The 17,401-nt window shown below is 68.4% G+C and carries 16 protein-coding genes and 1 pseudogene; 10 read left to right on the forward strand and 7 right to left on the reverse strand.

Translation table 11 applies throughout. The features are described from left to right. Positions 1-589: 589 nt before the first annotated feature. Together OG210_RS32520 and OG210_RS32525 are read right to left on the reverse strand one after the other, a co-directional pair. Complete coding sequence (locus OG210_RS32520; protein ID WP_328322991.1) at positions 590-1,711, reverse strand: epoxide hydrolase family protein; 1,122 nt, start codon at positions 1,709-1,711, stop codon at positions 590-592. 23 nt (positions 1,712-1,734) lie between these two features. Next, positions 1,735-2,542, reverse strand: a protein-coding gene (locus OG210_RS32525) for an IS5 family transposase (RefSeq protein WP_371534863.1) whose coding sequence is annotated in 2 segments (ribosomal slippage) — positions 1,735-2,191 and positions 2,190-2,542 — 810 coding nt in all. Because the reading frame shifts where the segments join, the coding sequence is not laid out codon by codon here. Between the two features lie 598 nt (positions 2,543-3,140). Here OG210_RS32525 and OG210_RS32530 point away from each other — a divergent pair. The 5 genes and pseudogenes from OG210_RS32530 to OG210_RS32550 all read left to right on the forward strand — a co-directional run bounded on the left by OG210_RS32530 (position 3,141) and on the right by OG210_RS32550 (position 6,670). Beyond that, positions 3,141-3,611, forward strand: coding sequence for a hypothetical protein (locus tag OG210_RS32530; protein ID WP_371540100.1), 471 nt, complete (start codon positions 3,141-3,143; stop codon positions 3,609-3,611). Between the two features lie 68 nt (positions 3,612-3,679). Further along, positions 3,680-4,611, forward strand: a pseudogene (locus OG210_RS32535) (NAD(P)H-dependent glycerol-3-phosphate dehydrogenase). A 427-nt stretch (positions 4,612-5,038) separates the two neighbouring features. Then, on the forward strand, positions 5,039-5,707 hold the full coding sequence (locus tag OG210_RS32540) for a hypothetical protein (protein ID WP_371540102.1): 669 nt from the start codon (positions 5,039-5,041) through the stop codon (positions 5,705-5,707). Then, entirely contained in the window at positions 5,665-5,889 is a 225-nt protein-coding gene (locus tag OG210_RS32545) for a hypothetical protein (RefSeq protein WP_371540104.1), read from the forward strand. Before OG210_RS32540 ends, OG210_RS32545 begins: the two co-directional genes overlap by 43 nt. 391 nt (positions 5,890-6,280) lie before the next feature. Further along, positions 6,281-6,670 (forward strand): VOC family protein, encoded by a 390-nt coding sequence (locus tag OG210_RS32550; RefSeq protein ID WP_328322979.1) that lies wholly within the window; start codon positions 6,281-6,283, stop codon positions 6,668-6,670. A gap of 119 nt (positions 6,671-6,789) precedes the next feature. Here OG210_RS32550 and OG210_RS32555 read toward each other — a convergent pair whose 3' ends face one another. Together OG210_RS32555 and OG210_RS32560 are read right to left on the reverse strand one after the other, a co-directional pair. Next, a complete protein-coding gene (locus OG210_RS32555) occupies positions 6,790-7,086 on the reverse strand; it encodes an ALF repeat-containing protein (RefSeq protein ID WP_328322977.1) in 297 nt (98 codons plus the stop codon). Positions 7,087-7,836: 750 nt separating this feature from the next. Beyond that, the gene (locus OG210_RS32560) at positions 7,837-8,472 is read right to left on the reverse strand and encodes a TetR/AcrR family transcriptional regulator (protein WP_328322975.1); all 636 of its coding nucleotides are present in this window, start codon (positions 8,470-8,472) and stop codon (positions 7,837-7,839) included. A 146-nt stretch (positions 8,473-8,618) separates the two neighbouring features. Here OG210_RS32560 and OG210_RS32565 point away from each other — a divergent pair, with 146 nt between their 5' ends. After that, positions 8,619-9,377, forward strand: a complete 759-nt coding sequence (locus tag OG210_RS32565; RefSeq protein ID WP_328322973.1) for an SDR family oxidoreductase — start codon at positions 8,619-8,621, stop codon at positions 9,375-9,377. 822 nt (positions 9,378-10,199) lie between these two features. Further along, entirely contained in the window at positions 10,200-10,634 is a 435-nt protein-coding gene (locus OG210_RS32570; RefSeq protein WP_328322971.1) for a DUF6228 family protein, read from the forward strand. 56 nt (positions 10,635-10,690) lie between these two features. Here OG210_RS32570 and OG210_RS32575 read toward each other — a convergent pair whose 3' ends face one another. Continuing rightward, positions 10,691-10,897, reverse strand: a complete 207-nt coding sequence (locus OG210_RS32575) for a hypothetical protein (protein ID WP_328322969.1) — start codon at positions 10,895-10,897, stop codon at positions 10,691-10,693. A gap of 141 nt (positions 10,898-11,038) precedes the next feature. Here OG210_RS32575 and OG210_RS32580 point away from each other — a divergent pair, with 141 nt between their 5' ends. Beyond that, positions 11,039-11,767, forward strand: a complete 729-nt coding sequence (locus OG210_RS32580) for a DUF2625 domain-containing protein (RefSeq protein ID WP_371540108.1) — start codon at positions 11,039-11,041, stop codon at positions 11,765-11,767. A gap of 359 nt (positions 11,768-12,126) precedes the next feature. On the opposite strand, the gene OG210_RS32585 is transcribed toward OG210_RS32580, so the two are convergent. After that, on the reverse strand, positions 12,127-13,266 hold the full coding sequence (locus tag OG210_RS32585) for an FAD-dependent oxidoreductase (protein WP_371540110.1): 1,140 nt from the start codon (positions 13,264-13,266) through the stop codon (positions 12,127-12,129). Between the two features lie 175 nt (positions 13,267-13,441). Then, complete coding sequence (locus OG210_RS32590) at positions 13,442-14,137, reverse strand: TetR/AcrR family transcriptional regulator (RefSeq protein WP_371540112.1); 696 nt, start codon at positions 14,135-14,137, stop codon at positions 13,442-13,444. 330 nt (positions 14,138-14,467) lie between these two features. On the opposite strand from OG210_RS32590, the gene OG210_RS32595 reads away from it, so the two are divergent. Together OG210_RS32595 and OG210_RS32600 are read left to right on the forward strand one after the other, a co-directional pair. Continuing rightward, complete coding sequence (locus tag OG210_RS32595) at positions 14,468-15,844, forward strand: helix-turn-helix domain-containing protein (RefSeq protein WP_371540114.1); 1,377 nt, start codon at positions 14,468-14,470, stop codon at positions 15,842-15,844. Positions 15,845-15,847: 3 nt separating this feature from the next. Continuing rightward, entirely contained in the window at positions 15,848-16,438 is a 591-nt protein-coding gene (locus tag OG210_RS32600; RefSeq protein ID WP_328322959.1) for a hypothetical protein, read from the forward strand. The last annotated feature ends 963 nt before the right edge of the window (positions 16,439-17,401 follow it).

Below are 17,401 nucleotides of genomic sequence, written 5' to 3' on the forward strand. Positions count from 1 at the left end.
TGCGTCGGTACGGGGAGCCGGGGCCTGGACGGCCGGGGACCGGCCCGTGTGTGGCACCGGCTACGCCGACGACGTCGCCCGAGAGGAATCCGCCGCCGAATCCGCCGCGCCTCCGCCCCGCACGCGCTGCGCCGCCCCGCACGCGCTGCGCCGCCCCGCACGCGCTGCGCGATCTGCTGCTGGAAGACCTGCCCGAGCAGCAGGCCACCGTCCTGCCATCCGGGAGGACATTTTCCCAGCGGCTGCTGCCGTACTGCGTGAACATGAACAGCCCGCGCTTCATGGGTGGGCTTCGGCGACACCAGCACCGATCCGGCTTCCCTCGTCGCCGGGGTCTTCGCGGTCCTGGCCCAGCAGAACCTGATCGACCAGTTGTTCTGCTCCCCGTCCGGCACCATGGCGGGCGGGCAGCGAGCAGTTCGCCCGCGTCGTCCACGTTTTGGAGGTCGAAATCCAGCAGTTCCGCGCAGCCGCTGCCGAGCGGGACAACGTTCATCCCTTGCACCGCCCCGCAATGTGATGTGCCGGTATCCCGGGGGACGGACAGGACCCCCCCGGGCGCGGGCTTCCCAGGGGGTGGCACGGACAGTCAGCGGAACAGGCGGAAGAACCCGCGCACCTGCTTGACCAGCGACTCCGGCTGCTCCAGCGCGGCGAAGTGGCCACCATGGGGCAGCTCCTCGAACCACCGCAGGTCGGTGAACCGCAGCTCGGCCTCCCGCCTCGACGGGCGGGTTATGTCGCGCGGGTAGACCGACAGCCCGGATGGCGCGGTCACCTTGTCCCGGAAGTTGGCGAAGCTCTCCCAGTACAGGCGCGCCGACGACGTGGCCGACGCGGTGAACCAATAGACCGAGATCTCGTCGAGGATCGTCTGCCGCGACAACGCGTCCTCAAGATGGCCGTCGTTGTCCGTCCACGCCCAGAACTTCTCGGCGATCCAGGCGGCCTGTCCCGCCGGGGAGTCGGTGAGGCCGTAGCCGAGCGTCTGCGGCCGGGTCGCCTGGATCGCCGAGTATCCCCGGCCGGTGCGTTGCATCTCCTTCTCGGCCTCGAGATTCGCCAGCTCCGCGGGCGTCGGGTCCTCGAACGTGCCCGCCGCCACGGATCCCAGGTTCAGGTGCACGCCGGCGACCCGCCCGGGCGCCACCTCGCCCAGCGCCGCGGACACCGCCGAACCCCAGTCACCGCCTTGCGCGCCGTACCGTTCGTAACCCAGCGAGACCATCAACGTGTCCCAGGCGCGCGCGGTGCGAGTGATGCCCCACCCGGTCGTCGACGGCTTGTCACTCCAGCCGTACCCGGGCAACGACGGTGCGACCACATGGAACGCGTCCGCCGGGTCACCCCCGTGCGCGCGCGGGTCGGTGAGCGGGCCGAGGACCTCCAGGAACTCGAGCACCGAACCCGGCCACCCGTGCGTGAGCACGAGCGGGAACGCGTTTGGCTCCGGCGAGCGGACGTGCAGGAAGTGGATGCCCAGCCCGTCGATCGTGTCGCGGTACTGCGGGAACACGTTCAGCCGCTCGGCGAACCCGAAGTCGTAGTCCTCGGCCCAGCTGCGGCAAAGCTCCTGCGCATACACCAACGGCAAACCCTGTGACCAGTCGTCCACCGGCTCGCGCTCGGGCCACCGTGTCCGTCGCAATCGTTCACGCAGGTCCGCGATCTCGGTTTCGGTGATGCTGACCTCGAATGGCTCGGCGGACATGGCAGGGCTCCTTACTGATCGTTTCAGAATGAGGTTCTGAGTCGTCTCAAGCAGATGATGCTGCAGGCGAGTTGGAGGAGTCCCAGGTGGAGGTCGGCGCGTATCTCGTAGCGGATGCGGAGCCGTTTGAACTGGTGGAGCCAGGCAAAGGTCCGCTCGACAACCCACCGGGTCTTGCCCAGGCCGGAACCATGCGGGGCTCCACGGCGGGCGATCTTGGGTGTGATGCCGCGAGCTCGGATGAGACGGCGGTACTTGTCGTAGTCGTAGCCGCGGTCGGCGAACAGCCGCCGGGGCCGGTGCCGTGGCCGGCCGCGCAGACCACGGATACGGGGCATCGCGTCCAGCAGGGGCATGAGCTGAGTGACGTCGTGACGGTTTCCGCTGGTCAGAGAGACAGCGAGCGGAGTTCCGTTCCGGTCGACGATGAGGTGGTGCTTGCTGCCCGGCCGCGCTCGGTCAACCGGCGAAGGTCCGGTGTGAGCCCCCTTTGAGGGCCCTGACGTGCGAGGCATCGATCGCCGCGTCGTCCATCTCCAGCAGTCCCTCTCTACGAAGTTCTGCCAGCAGGACTTCGTGCAGGCGGGGCCACACTCCGGCCTCGGTCCAGTCCCGCAGACGACGCCAGGCCGTCACCCCACTGCACCCGACCAACTCAGCGGGGACGTCTCGCCAGCTCACACTCTTGCGCAGCACGTAAACGATCCCACGCAGAGCAGCACGGTCATCGGCAGGCAACCGCCCCGGGTAGCGGTGCCGACGCGGCGCACGAACCGGCAGCAGCGGAGACACACGTTCCCACAGGTCATCAGACACAAGATCAGCAGACACCCAACAGATCCTGCCGACACATCACCCAACTGCCAAGGGACACATGAAACTTCATTCTGAAACGATCAGTTACTGGTCAGGGCGTCGTCGGATCAGATGCAGATGGACCGTCATCGCAGGCTCCCACGCCTGGCGTCGGGCTCGGGGCGGCGGTCGGCGCAGGGTGCCGGGCCAGGCTGAGGACGAGTCCGGCCCGGGGGAGTGCCGTGAGCACGGCGAGGGCCACCGGCACCGGCACGATGCCGGACAGACCCGCGGCAGCGGCCGGACCGATCCTGCCACCCAGGGCGTTCATGAAGTTGAGCAGGCCCTGTGCGGGGGCTGAGCACGTAGTTCGCGTCGGTTCACGGTCGGTTCGGTGCCGCCGTGGCGATGAAGGACCAGATGACCTACCGCGGCGCTTCCCGTTTTCGGGTCGCCGAAGTCCTCGCCGACCTGTGGTCTCGATCCACGAGCGGATCGACGAGGCGCCGCTGAACCGGCACCTGCGCCAGCCACGTGACCCTTCTGCGGGCACCGGGAGACCGCGGTCGGCGAACCGCCGTACCACGAACGCTGTCACATTCGCTTTCTCGCCGTACGCGGTCGGGTCCGGGGGGTGCCGAGCGGGTCGGCGATCCGGTCGGCCGCCGCGCCGCCACCGATGGGCGGGAAGGGCATCGTGGCCCGGATGGCGTCGGCGTCCAGCGCCTCCACCGTAGCCCGGGACCACTGGGAGGGCGGCGGCGTCGACCTCCTCTGCATCGGCGAACTCGGCTCCATGGAACTCGATCGCCGCGGGCGAACTGCCCGCCGGATTCGCCGGCGACGTCCGCGGTGGGAGCGGCTCTGTCAGCTGTGGATGGCCCACGCCGATGGTCTGCGGCGCGAGCTCGGCGGAGACCAGGTACAGAGCTTGCTGGGCGAAGCGCACACGATGCTGCCCACTCTGGCCGGCCGGCGGGCCGTCCTGCTGACTCTGCGGCGCCCCGCCGGCACCCCGGAGGTACCCGGCGCGGCCGATAGGATGACCGGGCCTCACGGTAACCCCTACGACAGGCCCGTGTCGGACGAGAGGATCTCGCAGTGACCCAGCACCGTTCCGCCCGTGCGGCGGTGTTCTCGGCCGGGTCCTGGGGCACCGCCGTCGCCAAGATCATGGCCGACGCGGGCACCGACGTCATCGTCCACGCCCGCCGCAGCGAGATCGCCGACGCGATCAACTCAACGCACCACAACCCCGGGTACTTCCCCGACGCCGAGTTGCCCGCCGCGCTGACGGCCACGACCGATCCGGCCGCAGCCCTTAACGGTGCGGACTTCCTCGTACTGTCGATCCCCGCGCAGTCCCTGCGTGCGAGCCTCACCGTGTGGGCACCGCACATCGGGCCCGACACTGTGATCGTGTCGCTGATGAAGGGCATCGAGCGCGACACCGACCGGCGGGCCAGCGAAGTCATCACCGAGGTGACCGGTGTCCCCGCCCAGCGGATCGCGGTGCTTTCCGGGCCGAACCTCGCAGCCGAGATCATGGCCGGACAGCCCGCGGCCGCGACCGTTGCCTGCACCGACGAGGACACCGCACGCCGCGTCCAACACGCCTGCCACACCTTCTACTTCCGCCCCTACACCAGCACCGACGTCATCGGCTGTGAACTCGGCGGCGCCGTCAAGAACGTCATCGCACTCGCGGTCGGCATCGCCTCCGGCATGGGCCTGGGCGACAACGCCACCGCCATGCTCATCACCCGTGGCCTCGCGGAAACCACCCGGCTCGCCGTCGCGATGGGCGCCCACCCCGCCACCCTCGCCGGACTGGCCGGCCTCGGCGACCTGGTCGCCACCTGCTCTCCCGCAACCGTACCTTCGGCAACCACCTCGGCCAGGGCCTGAGCGTCGAGGAGGCAACCGCCGCGACCCGGCAGACCACCGAAGGCGCCAAGTCGGCCGAGGCGATCCTCGCCCTCGCGCACGCACACGATGTCGAGATGCCGATCACCGACGTGATCACCGCACTGCTGAACGGGAAGGTCACACTCGAACAGGCCACGGCCGCGCTGATGCAGCGCCCGCCCAAGCCCGAGCGCTGATCCCGGCGGCCCCGCGTCCGGGGCCCGCCCACCCCCACCTTCACCCTCCCGTGCGGAGGCTCTCACCCATGCGTGTATCCGTGCTGTCCGCTGCCCAGATCGCCGTCGCCCTCGGCCTGGTCACGTGGATGATCACCGGCTTCACCCGCCTGCCCGGCTACTGGCTGTGCTGGTAGATGTTCTGCCGGGCGACCTTCACCATCGCTACCCTCACCGGCACGAAGGACGGCGTCACCGAGCCGGTGAACGTCTACGACTATCTCTCCCCGGGCTCCTTCATCCTCGCCCCCCCCCACAGTTCCAGGCGATTCTCATCCACCTCACCCGCACCGCCGCTACGACCGCTACGACCGCTACGACCGCGTTGACGGATACGGCCGCGTCCTGTCCTCGCGCGGTGAGCAGCACGTGGACGTGTGGAACAGCCATGTGGTTCTTTGAAGCCCTTGCCTCCAAATTCCACTACCCCACCGACCTCGCACGGCTCCAGATGTTCCGCATCGTCTTGGGCACCGTCCTGACCGTGTGCTTCGCCCTCTCCACCGGCCAGGGCGCCTGGAACCGCTCCACCGCCGAAGCCCTCAGCTTCCACCTGGCAGAACAGCGCTTCGGCCCCGGGCGAGCCCGCTTCCTCGCCCGCGCCTACCGCCCCGTACTGATCACCCGCACCATCGCGGCCCTCACCCTGGCCGCTGCACTGGCATCCGGGCTGTCGCTCCTGGTCCTGGCCGGCGCCGCCATGGAACTCCTCTGCCTCGAGAGCCCCAACGCGATCCGCTACACCCTGCTGACCGGAGCGAGCCTCCTCGCCGCAGGCCGGCTCGGCCACGGGCTCCACATCGACCACGGCCGCAACACAGCCAGCACCTGGGCCCAGTGCCTCTTGGTCCTGATCACCACGGACATCTACTGGAACAGCGCCTGGCAGAAGCTTCGCTCTCCCCAATTCCCGCCGGGCTCTACCTCGCCCAGTGGATGCACGTCTACACCCAGGTCAGGGAACAACTGCCCTACCGGCGCCAGTACGCCATCGCCGGCTTCGTCCGCCACCACATGGGCACTCTCACCAGCCGCGGCATCCATCACTGGCGCCTGATCGCCACCGCCGGCATCACCATGGAGACAGCACTGCTACCCGCGCTGCTCATCCCTCGGACCATGCCGTACGCCGTCGTCGCGGGCATCGCGATGCACACCGCGTTCACGTGCCTCAAGCCCCGCCGGCTCATCACCGTCTCCGGACTCACCGCCGGCACCTCCTTCGCCTTCGCCCTCTGAACAGCCCTCGGCAGCCTGCGTTGTAGGCGGGCGGCGCCGGCCCGGGCTCTACTCCTGGTCGGTGTTGGTGTCGAGTGCACGGTGTTGATGTTGTGGGCGGCGCGGAGGCCGGCGTGGGGAGTGTGTCGGTGTCGGGCGCCTCGGAGACGGCAGCATCGCATCGTCGTTGGATGGTGATTCCCGGTTCCTTTATTTCCTGAGGACCTCGTGCCCCCTGGGGCATGCCGGGCGGGTTCACCCGGCGTGCCCCCGGATAGGTCCGCATCCCGGGTGGTGGGCGGTGCTCGTATCGACCACTCTCGCCGGGACGGGGCCGGCGTGTGCGCGGCCGGGCGGGGTAGACGGCTCCCCAGAGAGCAGGGATGTGCCGCAGACCGAAAGCAGGAGGACCATGGGAGTTCCGAAAACGACTGTGCTTGTACTCGACTGTTCGGAGCAGGCAGAACTGGCTGATTTCTACGCTCAGTTGCTCGGAGCGGAAGCGCGTATGGGGACCGACCCTGACGTCATGGAGGTCATCGGGAACGACGGCGTCCATCTGGCGGTCCGCAAGGACCACGGTTACGCTCCGCCGAGCTGGCCGCGGCCCGATGATGCCTCCCAGGCGCACCTTCGCATCCTGGTGTCCCAGGACGATATGGACGAGGCCGAACGTGAGGCGATCGGCCTCGGCGCGCGGCCCCTCGACACCAAGAACAACGGCGGCCGACGCGACGTCCGCCTGTACTCCGATCCTGCCGGGCACTCGTTCGCTCTTGTGGTCTCCGCTCCGGTTCGGTGAGTCCCCGCAGCGCATCGAGGCAGCGCGGACGATTCGCCCCCGTGTGCTGCGGATGCTGCACGCCGTAAGGGCGACTCGGCGCCCCGGGCGGCCCAGATCCAGAAGTGACCGGGAACGCGTCATCCTGTCTGTCGTGCCGTGGCGGAGATCGCGTCGGCCTTGGCGACCAGGCTCGTGACCTGTGCGACATGCGTGGCGGCGAGCTGGTCTTTGCGGTCGGCCATGTACGGCCCGACCTCTATGAAGTCGTGCAGCACACCGGCTGGGCCGGACAGAGCCATCTTCGCGGCTGCCTGGACCTCCGGTCCGCCGTCATTGACCAGCTTGGATGCTTCGGCTTTTTCATCGACGTTGCGGGCACTGTACTGGCCGGTCGCGAGGAAGGATGCGAGTGCCTTGGCGGCAGCCGTTGGCACGCTTTCATAGGGGCTGTTGATGCTCAGATCGGGGACCGCGTCGCGGGTCTCCTGCTGCTTGGCCTTGCCCCAGCCGGTGCGCAGGCCGTCGTAGGTCGGTCAGCTCGCGCGGGAGGTCGCGCTGGAGTTCGCCGGCGGCGGCGAGGGTCTGCACCATGAACTTCACGGTGGACAGCTGCTCGCCGGTGCGCGGGTGGCGGGCGGTGAGGTCCATGGCGGAGAACGCGCCGTCGTGGATGCGCAGGGCGAGGCGGCCCTAGTGGAGGACGTCGAGCATGTCGAGGATGTGGCCGGTGCCGCGGACGAGGCGGAACATCTCGGAGATGTGGACGGTGTCGCCGGGCCGGGCGTAGTCGAGGGGCGCGCGGAACTTCGGGCGTGGAGTGGGTGGAGGCGGCTGGAGGTGCCGGCGTTCTCGTCGAGGACGACCGGGTCCTTGATGCCGGTTTCGGCCAGGACGAGGTTCTGTCGGGCGGTGGGCTGCTGGTCGGTCGAGACCCGCTTGTAGACCAGGTTCGCCACCGAGGGGCCCCTTCCGTACGAAAGGATCGGACCCTGCCTGTCGTCAAACCCTGTCAGCAATCACCATCGGGTCTGATGGGATTCGCGCCGCCCCCGGCCCCCGGATTGCACGGGTTCACTGGACGCCGCCTCGGCCTGTCATTGAACGATTGTTTGCCGACGGGTGTCGCGGGTGATGGCGCTGCGATCTTTGGCATTGCGCGGCGGTGTGGAAATTCTGGCTCCGGGTCAGGCGGGCGGGTGGGGGGTGTATCTGGCGAGCATGGTCTGGACGGCCTCTTCGACGGTGTTGTGGATGTCGGAGGCTGCGGGGTTCCAGCCGGTCAGCAGCATGCGGGGCCACAGGACGTAGTTGGCGATCATGCCGAGGAACTGGTTCGCGGCGCTCTCAGCGTCGGGCACATGAGCGTTGCCCGCCTCATGCTCGGATTCCAAGTAGTGCTGGACGGAGGCAAAGTAGGGCAGTTTGCCGAGCTGGAACTGCATCCGTCCCAGCTCGGGGAAACGGGGCAGTTCGGCGATGACGATCCGGAACAGGCCTGTCATGCGGGGCTGGCCGATCAGGTCGGCGTAGCGGTGGCCGATGGCTGTCAGACCGGAGCGCAGATCTCCCGGCTGTGGCCGCGCGGCGGTATCGCCGGCGTCGCGCTGCCAGGACTCGGTGACGATGGCCTCGAAGAGGGCCGCCTTGGTGGGGAACTGCTTGAACAGGGTGGACTTCGAGACCCCGGCTGCTTCGGCGATCCGCGCGAGGGAGGTGCCGTCGTAGCCACGGTCCAAGAACAGTTCTGTGGCCGCGGTGGTGATCGCCTCGCGCTTCTGCTGGGCGAGCCTGCGGTGATGCGCGGTGAGTTCTGCTGCCATGCGGAGAGTATGCCGCAGCCCCGAGGCGAGTCACTTGACTCGCCTCGGGGGCCCGCTTACGGTGCAGCAGCAAGGCGAGTCGAGTGACTCGCATCAGATCGGTGGCACCTGGGCGCATCCTGGTTGTCGCATCGTGGAGGAAGTTCATGACAGTCGACAAGACCGCTTTGGTGACCGGTGCGAATCGCGGCCTCGGGCGCAGCGCGGCCATCGCCCTGGCCACACGCGGGGTGCGGGTCGTGGTCACCCATCGCGGTGATGCAGCCGGGGCTGAGAAGACGGTGGAACAGGTGCAGGCCGTGGGTGGGACGGCCGCTGTTCTCCGGCTCGACATCAGCGACGTCTCCTCCTTCGCGTCCTTCACCTCCGAACTGGGCGCGCAGCTGGAGCGCTGGGGTACTTCGCGGCTCGACATCCTGGTCAACAACGCGGGAGTGGGAGTCTTCGGGCCGCTGGAGACTGTCACGATCGACGACTTCGACACGGTGATGGGCACCAACGTCCGGGGCACGTTCTTCCTCATCCAGTCGCTCGTGCCGCTGCTGGCCCAGGGCGGCCAGGTCATCAACGTCTCGACGTCACTGACCCGCCACACCAGCCCCGCCACCTCGGCCTACTCCGCCTCGAAGGCCGCCGTCGAAGCTCTGAGCCGCACCCTCGCCGCAGAACTCGGACCTCGCGGCATCCGGGTGAACTCCATCGCCCCGGGGCCGACCGCCACCGACTTCAACGGCGGAGCGATGCGGGACGACGCCGGAATGCGCCAGGTTCTGGCCGGACAGACCGCGCTCGGCCGCGTCGGCGAACCTGAGGAGATCGGCGACGCCATCGCCACGCTGGCCTCCGAGGGGCTGCGCTGGGTCACCGCCCAGCGCATCGAGGTCTCCGGCGGCGCCCTCCTGTGACGCCGGGCGACGGCCGGTAGGTAGGCAGGCAGGCAGGCAGTGACGGCCCCGACTCGCTCCGAGCCGACCGACTCGTCCTCATCCTCGTCCAGCTCTGGCGTATCAGGGTCCCGAAGCGGGCGCAGGGCGCTGGCGGCCGGGGGCGGTGAAGCTGTAGCGGCCGAGCAGGTTCCTATCCGGACACTCCCGGGTGGAGTTCAGCGTCTTGGCGTCGCGCTCCTCGTCCCCGCTCGTTGATGGTGCTGTGGAGTGCGGGCTGCGTGTGGTGAAGGACCCAGACGGCGGCATCGTCCGTCGCGTCCCGTTGATCGACACATCCGGTTCCGGGATCGGTCCGGTCTGCCGGTTTCTGGGGCATCTCAGCGACCGGGGGCTGTCGCCGAACACCTGGTGCGCCTACGCCTATGACCTGAAATACCTGTTCACGTTCCAGGCTCTCCCGGGCCAGGGGGAGTGCCGCGAGCACGGCGAGGGCCATTGGCACCGGCACGATGCCGGGTACGCGGTCGGTCCGGGGTGCCGAGCGGGTCGGCGATCCGGTCGGCCGCCGCGCCGCCACCGATGGGCGGGGAGGGCATCGTGGCCCGGATGGCGTCAGCGTCCAGCGACTCCACGGCAGCCCGGGACCACTGAGGGGACGACGTATCCCGGGGCGGGGATGAGCCTGGTGTGCCAGGCCCACCGGAAGGCGGATACGGGTACTTTCCAACGCTTGGCGGTCTGGCCCACGTCGTACTCGGTTCGTCTCATACGATCACCTCTCGCTCCACCGGAAGCGACGTACAGTGCCGTCTGCCTGTTGGTGTCCGTACCCTTCGGCGGGTGAGTCTGATCGAGGTGGGTCCAGGGCAGGTCGAGCTCGTGGTTGGGGGGCCTGGGGCACTCGCGCCATCCGCCCGGTTGTTCGACTGGTCGCGGGCGGATGAGTATGAGGCCGCCTTCACCGTGGAGATTGCTGCCGATGGTGTCCGTGCACGACGGGAAAGCGTGACCGTGACCGTCTGGGACAACCTGGGCGACTTCTTCGATGGCCTTGCGCGCGACTTCCGCGGCTGGGAGGGCGAGCAGGCCTGGATCAACAACCATCTGGTCGTGGCAGCAACTTTCGGTTCGGGCGGTCACGTGTATCTGAGCTGGACCTTGCGGTCCGGTTTCTTCCCCGAAGACTGGAAATGCACCGTGACGAACGTGATCGAGGCCGGTGAAGGCATGACGGTTCTGGCAGCGGACGTGCGCGCATTCCTGGGCCAGGGGTAGGTCGTCGACCGCCCGCTCGTGCCGTGAGCCATCACCATCCCTGACCGGGCCGCGATTCACCTGTCCGGCCGGGGACGGAAGGTAGGCAGGCCCAAGTGTGTGACGGTCTGCGCGGCCGAGGCTTGTTCGTCGAGCTGGGCGAGCTTCTCCTCGGTGCCCGCGAGGTTGATCTCCAGGCCTTCCACTTCGCCGAGCCATCCCTGTTCCTTGGCCTCCTGGAGCCGGTCGAGCAGGTTCGCGTGGATCTCTGCCAATCGGGGCATCTGCTCGGGATCGGGCCGCAGGACAGGGCAGCGGATGCAGGCTTCTCTGAACTTCGGGAGCCTGCCTCGCCCTCCGTCTGCAGGAATCTGTCTCTCGGACCTGGAGCCGGAGACGTCGGGCAGCACTGGGATCATCGTCGGGTGCGTGGAACTGATGAGCTGATCAACGTGGACGATCCGGCCTGGCCCGAGCTGCAGGAGCTGTTCGCGGCCAGCGCTGTTCCGGTAGAGGTGCTGCCCGTTGACCGAGGCGAGAGCCGCCGGTGCCTGCTGCAGATGCAAGTCACGGCGCGATCAGTACTCGGCGCCGTGGCGTTGAGCTGCGGCGGCCTGGTCCTCGATGACGGATGGGTGCGTGTGTTCGGCGGCGGGTCGGGCGAAGACGACGGCAGTCTGCCAAGCCTTGCCCAGGTCAATGCGTTCCCCGCCCATTTCGATCCTGCCTGGCAGCCGGCGAAGGGACTGGTCGTCGGCCACGACGTGTTGGGCGGGGTGTTCGCGCTGAACGGCCACGACCCGGAAGCGGCGGGCCGACCCGGTGTCCCAGGACAGATGACCTACTTCGCCCCCGACACGTTGGAGTGGGAAGCGATGGAGATGGGTCACTCGGTATGGATCTCCTGGATGCTGTCCGGACGGCTGGAGAAGTTCTATGAAGCGCTGCGCTGGCCAGGCTGGCGCGAGGAGGCGGCCTCATTGCCCTTCTCTCAGGGCATCTCGGTGATTCCGTTCTTGTGGTCGCAGGAGGCTCAAGCGGATCTTGCGGCCACCAGTCGCCATGCCGTGCCGATGCGTGAAGTCCTCGGTGTCGCCGCTGACTTCGCCCTGCAGATGGGCCCGCTCGATCCGGGATTTCTTGGTGCGGTATAGGCCAGAGGGCTGACCCTTCGACGAACTGTCGTCGGTGGGGAGGCTGGCGCTTCCCTCTGCTGACCTCGGAGGGCAGGCAGGCCAAGGGCCTGTTCCAGGACCCACTGGGCGACGTTGGCTCCGGCGCGGCCGGTGCGGGTACTGCTGAGAACGATCGCGATCTTCGGCAACGTGACTCCTGGGGGTGTGGGTGTTCCAACGCGGGTGAGTTGTGTGCGGCGGACATACCGGCCCTGCTGGGCTGGCCGGTGAGCCCGCCGGGGGACGCGGCCTGCGGTGTTCCGGGCGGGCGTGCCCCGTCTCCGCGGGCGGTCTCGCCGTACGGGCGGGCGGCCGCGTGGTCTTGGGCGTCCGGGGGGTTACGGGGCTGCTGGGCCGGTGGTGAAGAAGGCCGTCATCTGCTCCAGGCCCTGCGGGCCGAACATCCTCTCCAGACTCTGGGCGGAGTCGGCGGCGGAGGCCTCGCTGCGCGGGAAGAGGGCTTCCTCGTAGGCGGCCAGGGCTGCCTCGGTGTCGCCGGGGTGGGCGGCGACGGCCGAGGCGAGTTCGGCGCCGTCGAACATCGCGAGGTTCGCGCCTTCGCCGGCGAAGGGCGACATCACGTGGGCAGCGTCGCCGAGCAGGGTCACGCCCGGTACGCGGTTCCACCGGTGGCCCACCGGCAGGGCGTGGATGCGGCGCGGGGCCATGGTGTCGGCGTCGGCGAGCAGGCCGCGCAGGGCCTCGTCCCATCCCTCGAAGTGGGCGAGCACGGCTGCCTTCGCGGCCGGCAGGTCGGTGAAGTCGACCGTGTCCAGCCAGTCTTCGTCCGCCTTGAGGGCGGTGTAGGCGTGGAGGCTGCCGTCGGTCTCCCGGTGCGCGAGGAAGCCGCGCTCGTGGCCGAGGCAGATGAAGAACCCGCCGCCGATCACGGCGGCGCTGCGCGGATGCCGAGTGTCCGCGTCCAGCAGGTCGGTCTCCACGAAGGAGATGCCGGTGTAGGCGGGCTCGGCGTCCGAGACCAGGGGCCGTACGCGCGACCAGGCTCCGTCGGCGCCGATCAGCAGGTCGGTGGTGATGGTGGAGCCGTCGGCGAAGGCCACCTCGTGGCGTCCGCCGCCCAGGGCGCGCACGCCGGTGACCTTGCTGCCCCAGCGGACCGTGCCGTCCGGGAGCGAGTCGAGGATCAGGTCGCGCAGGTCGCCGCGGTCGACCTCGGGCCGGCCGCCGGTGCCGTCGTCCTCTTCCGCGACGTGGACGGTGCCGTCGGGGCCGAGCACGCGCATGGCCTGGCCGCCCTCGTGGATAGCCTTGCGGAAGCCGTCGTGGAGACCGGCGGCGTGCAGGGCCTTCTGGCCGTTCTCCTCGTGGATGTCGAGCATGCCGCCCTGGGTGCGGGCCTCCCGCGACGCCTCCAGTTCGAAGACGGCCGCCTCGATGCCGTTGACGTGCAGGACGCGGGCGGCGGTGAGGCCGCCGAGACCTGCGCCGATGATCGCGATGGGGTGGTGCGTGTTCATGGGGTCCTCCTGAGGGTGGGGATGGCGCTGCGGCCGCCCTTGCAGGCCCGCCCCTCCAACGTAACGAACATGTTCGTAGCGAACAAGTTTGTCCAGAGGTGTGCCGTGTCCCACACGCGCATACGGACCGGCCGTCCAGGGGTGGGAGCCTGCGGCCCTCAGGGCTCCACCGGGATCAGCCGGTGGCGTCCGGGACGGGGGTGTGGAGGATGCCGTTGATCACGAGGTCGAAGCCCCAGGACAGTCGGGCGTCCTGGGCGCCGGACAGCAGCGCCGGCAGGTGCGCCTTGATCATCGGGTGTTCGTCCTCGTCCACGCCGTGGGCGGCGCGGGCGAGCGCGTCCCAGTCGGCCTGGCTCATCGGGTCGCGTTCCTGGGTGCCGTGCTCCGCCGCGGTGGCGGTCGCGTACTGCAGGAGGTTGTCCACGCCCCAGGCGACCTGCTCGCGCGGGGCACCGCTGCGGGAGAGCAGCAGCAGGAGGCGTTCGACCAGGTTGAGGTAGTTCGCGCCGCTGGGGCGTGCGACCAGTGCGGAGCGGGCCAGCTGAGGGTGCTCGAAGAGCAGGCGGGTATAGGAGGCCAGCACCGCTACGAGCTCGTCACGCCAGGCGGCCCCGGCCCCGACGGCGGGCAGGTCCACCTCACCCAGGAGCGCGTCCAGGACCGCGGCGTGCAGCTCGGCGGTATTGGCCACGTAGACGTAGAGCGAGGCCGGGCCGGTGTCCAGTTCCTGGGCCAGGCGCCGCATGGTCAACTTCTCCAGCCCCTCGGACCGCATGACCCGCACCGCCGCATCGACGATTCCGTGCCGGGTCAGGGCGGGCTTCGCAGGTCGTTCACGCCGGCTGACCGGTTCTCGCTTCGCAGTCACACCCCGATCGTAACGAACACGTTCGCCCCCCCCGGGGGTGCGCACCCGCCGCTCGCCCCCGTACTCCCGCCCAACCGACGACTCGGGCGGGCCCTTCGTCACGGGATGCCGGGCCTGCCGGGCCCTGGGTGCTACGGCCAACCTGGCGCACCGTCATCCGGCGCTCGCTACGCCGCTGATGGTCGCCACGGGCGGTGCCGCCTTCCTCACGTCCTGCATCATCCCCATGGCCCTCTGGGGGCCGGCTGCCACCCAGATGCCAGACGTTTCGAAATATGTCCATGCCGCATTTATTATGCGCTATTCTCATTGGATAGGTAGGGTGTGTTCATGTTGATGAGCACGGAGGAAACCCTGCGGGTCACGGTGACCGCGATCGCGCACCGCACGGGCGAGCAGCAGTCCGCCCTGGCCGCCGCCCTGGGACTGACGCAAAGCCAGATCAGCCGCAGACAGCACGGAAAAGCGGCGTGGACCCTGACGGACTGCGACCGCCTGGCCGCGCACTGGGGGATGCCCGTGCTGGACCTCCTCGCGGGCCCCACCCACGCCATGACGAAGCTCCCCGCCGACCGCATCGCCAGCGGCGGGCAACAGACCCTGGTACCGCTCGACACCCCCGCACCCGCACGCACCGCAGTGCTGGCCCCCGCTCCGGACTCGCCAGCGCCGACGAGCGAGCCTGAGCCCCCCTCACCTTCCACCCCGACCGAGCCTGCAGCCACCACCGCCACACCGGCCCCGAAGCGAGTGGCCGCACCCGCAGGCCCACTCGCTGACCTCGTCCGCGTACGGATCGAGGAAGAACTCGCCACGCACAGCGGCGACCTGACGGCCACACGGGCCGCGCTCATCAAAACAGCAGTCCCCGACGTGATGAAGTTGTTCGCCGCCTCACGGGTCGGCGGCCGATACGAACACAGCGAGTTCCCGCCCACCGCCGACATCCTGCGGAAGGCATCACAGCGCGGCGCGGATCAAGTGTGGGAAGCCCGGCCCAAATGGCGCTCCGAGGAGCTGCACGCCTCCGCGCGCCGCGGCCACATCACCCTCGAAGTGACCGCACTGGACATGAACGCCGCCTACCTCAGCGCACTCAAGGCATGGCTGCCGATCGGGAAGCTGGTGCACTCCGAAGGCGAACGCCACGACCCGAAGCGCTCCGGAATCCACCGCATCACCCCGCCCGTCTGGGAGCAGCCGGACCTGCCCTCGCCACTCGGCGCACGGAAAGAACCGGGAGACCTGTGGGTCACCGAGCCGACACTCCGTCTCCTGCTGCGCTGTGTGAAGTTGGGGTACTGCGAGGCGCCGACCATTCACGAATCGTGGACATCCGGAGCATCGGAAGGGCTGTTGGAAAAGATGCGCCGCACTCTCGCCGAAGTGCGAAAGGAAGCCATTTCACAGAATGACGAAGTGGCCCTGGAATACGTGAAATCGATGTATTCTAAGTTCGTGTCCACTATCGGCGAGAGCAGCGCGAACCGGGAAATCCGACGCCCCGACTGGATGCACATCATCCGCAGTCAGGCATTCGCGAACCTGTGGCTGAAAGCGCATAAAGCCCACACGTCAGGACTGACGGTCGTTCAAATGTCAGGCACCGACGAACTCCACGTCGCCGGAGACTGGCAACAGGTATTCCCAGAAGGCCGAGACCTGCCACAGGTCAAGGCCAAGACCATCTACACACTGGGGGAGTAGACCATGGCCGGCGGAGCAACCGACCTATGGGGCGAATGGCAGAAACACGGCGCCCAGGGAATGAGCGGCGCCCAAGCACTCGCCGCCGAACTCGACCGGATCGCGCGCGAAGGCGGCATCGCCTCACCCGTCACCACCAACCGCGGACTCTCCGCCCGCCTCCGCTACCTCAACACCGGCCCCGGCCGCGAAGTCCTCCGCGAACACGGCATCAGCGCCCGCCTCCTACGCTCCTGGAAACGCGGAGCACACCCCAGCCGCCCCAAGCTCGATGCGCTCGACAGGGCTTACCAGGAGCGCCGCCGGGACAACATCATCCGCTCCGGGGCACTCAAACGACTGCTCGACAACCAGGGCCGCGGCCGCCGGATCGAGATCTACCCCGTCGACCAGACCGCCGTAAACGAGAAGTACCGCCGACCGACCATCACCGAGCGCTCAGTGCAAGCGCGATACGTCTGGGACGACATGGTCGACGCCTGGGGCAAGGGCGACATGAACACCCTGGACGAGATCTGGGACGACATCATCACCGACCTGGATTCCGACTATGCGGCATACGCCTACGTCGGATCCATCGGAATCGGCGCATAAACAAGCCAGCGCGCAACTGCGCGACCACACCGGCCGGGATACGCCGCCGATGGGTTCCACCACCGATGGCGGGTGGGCGCGACCTTCAACTCTCTCGATGCATGCGGGAACCGGTCGGCTTCTGACTCATTTCCGAAGGACGTTGACGACGACCACCCCGCCGCCCGACCTCAATCCCTCGACTGCTCCCGCTCCACAGCAGGGCGGGCAGCCACTCGTGTACGCCCTGCTGAAACTGTTATCGCGCCGTTCGCGGCTGTGACCGTGTACGTCATCCACGAGCATCCGGGCATTCGCCGATCCGGTGGGGCGCCACTGACACGGTCATTAGCGTTCTGGTCACCGGGTTGGAGTTCGTGGTCAAACGGCGGTAATCGCGTCCGCGATTTCTAATCGGGTAAAGAGAGTTGAGTAGCCTCTCCACATGTGTCTACCAGTCGGTGAGGGGCCGGGTGTGCGCCCATCGCAGGAACTGAGTTCCTCGCCATATACGGGCCCTTGGCCGTATACGAAAAATCCCTCTACGGCGAAGAAGGAATCTGTACCTGCAGACTCACCAACAGCCCCCGCCATATACTGTTGGCTTGATTGGTGTAGACCTGTCTTCTTGCGGTTGTTGCGTTCCTGAAGCAGGGGCTAGCCGTGGGGTGCCGTCTTGACGGGGGATCAGGGCCGGGCACATTTCGCAACGGAAGCGGCGGGGGTACGGAAGCCGTGGGCGACTGGCAACGACGGACCAGGAACACGAGAAGCACACCGGTAACCCTCAACTGACCAACACAGACAGGCGAACAGGGCACCATGGCTCCTAGCCAGCCAAGGGCAGGCCGGAGGCCGGCCCTACGGGCCGAAGGCCCGGACCGTCACCGAAGGTGACGGTGTTTCAGGACGCCGAAGGCGGCCAAGGGTGCGGAGCACCCGGCATCTTGACGGCCCGTAGGGCCGTCGCGTCGTGTCTCCGGG

The organism is Streptomyces sp. NBC_00466 (genome assembly GCF_041433995.1).
Classification (GTDB): domain Bacteria; phylum Actinomycetota; class Actinomycetes; order Streptomycetales; family Streptomycetaceae; genus Streptomyces.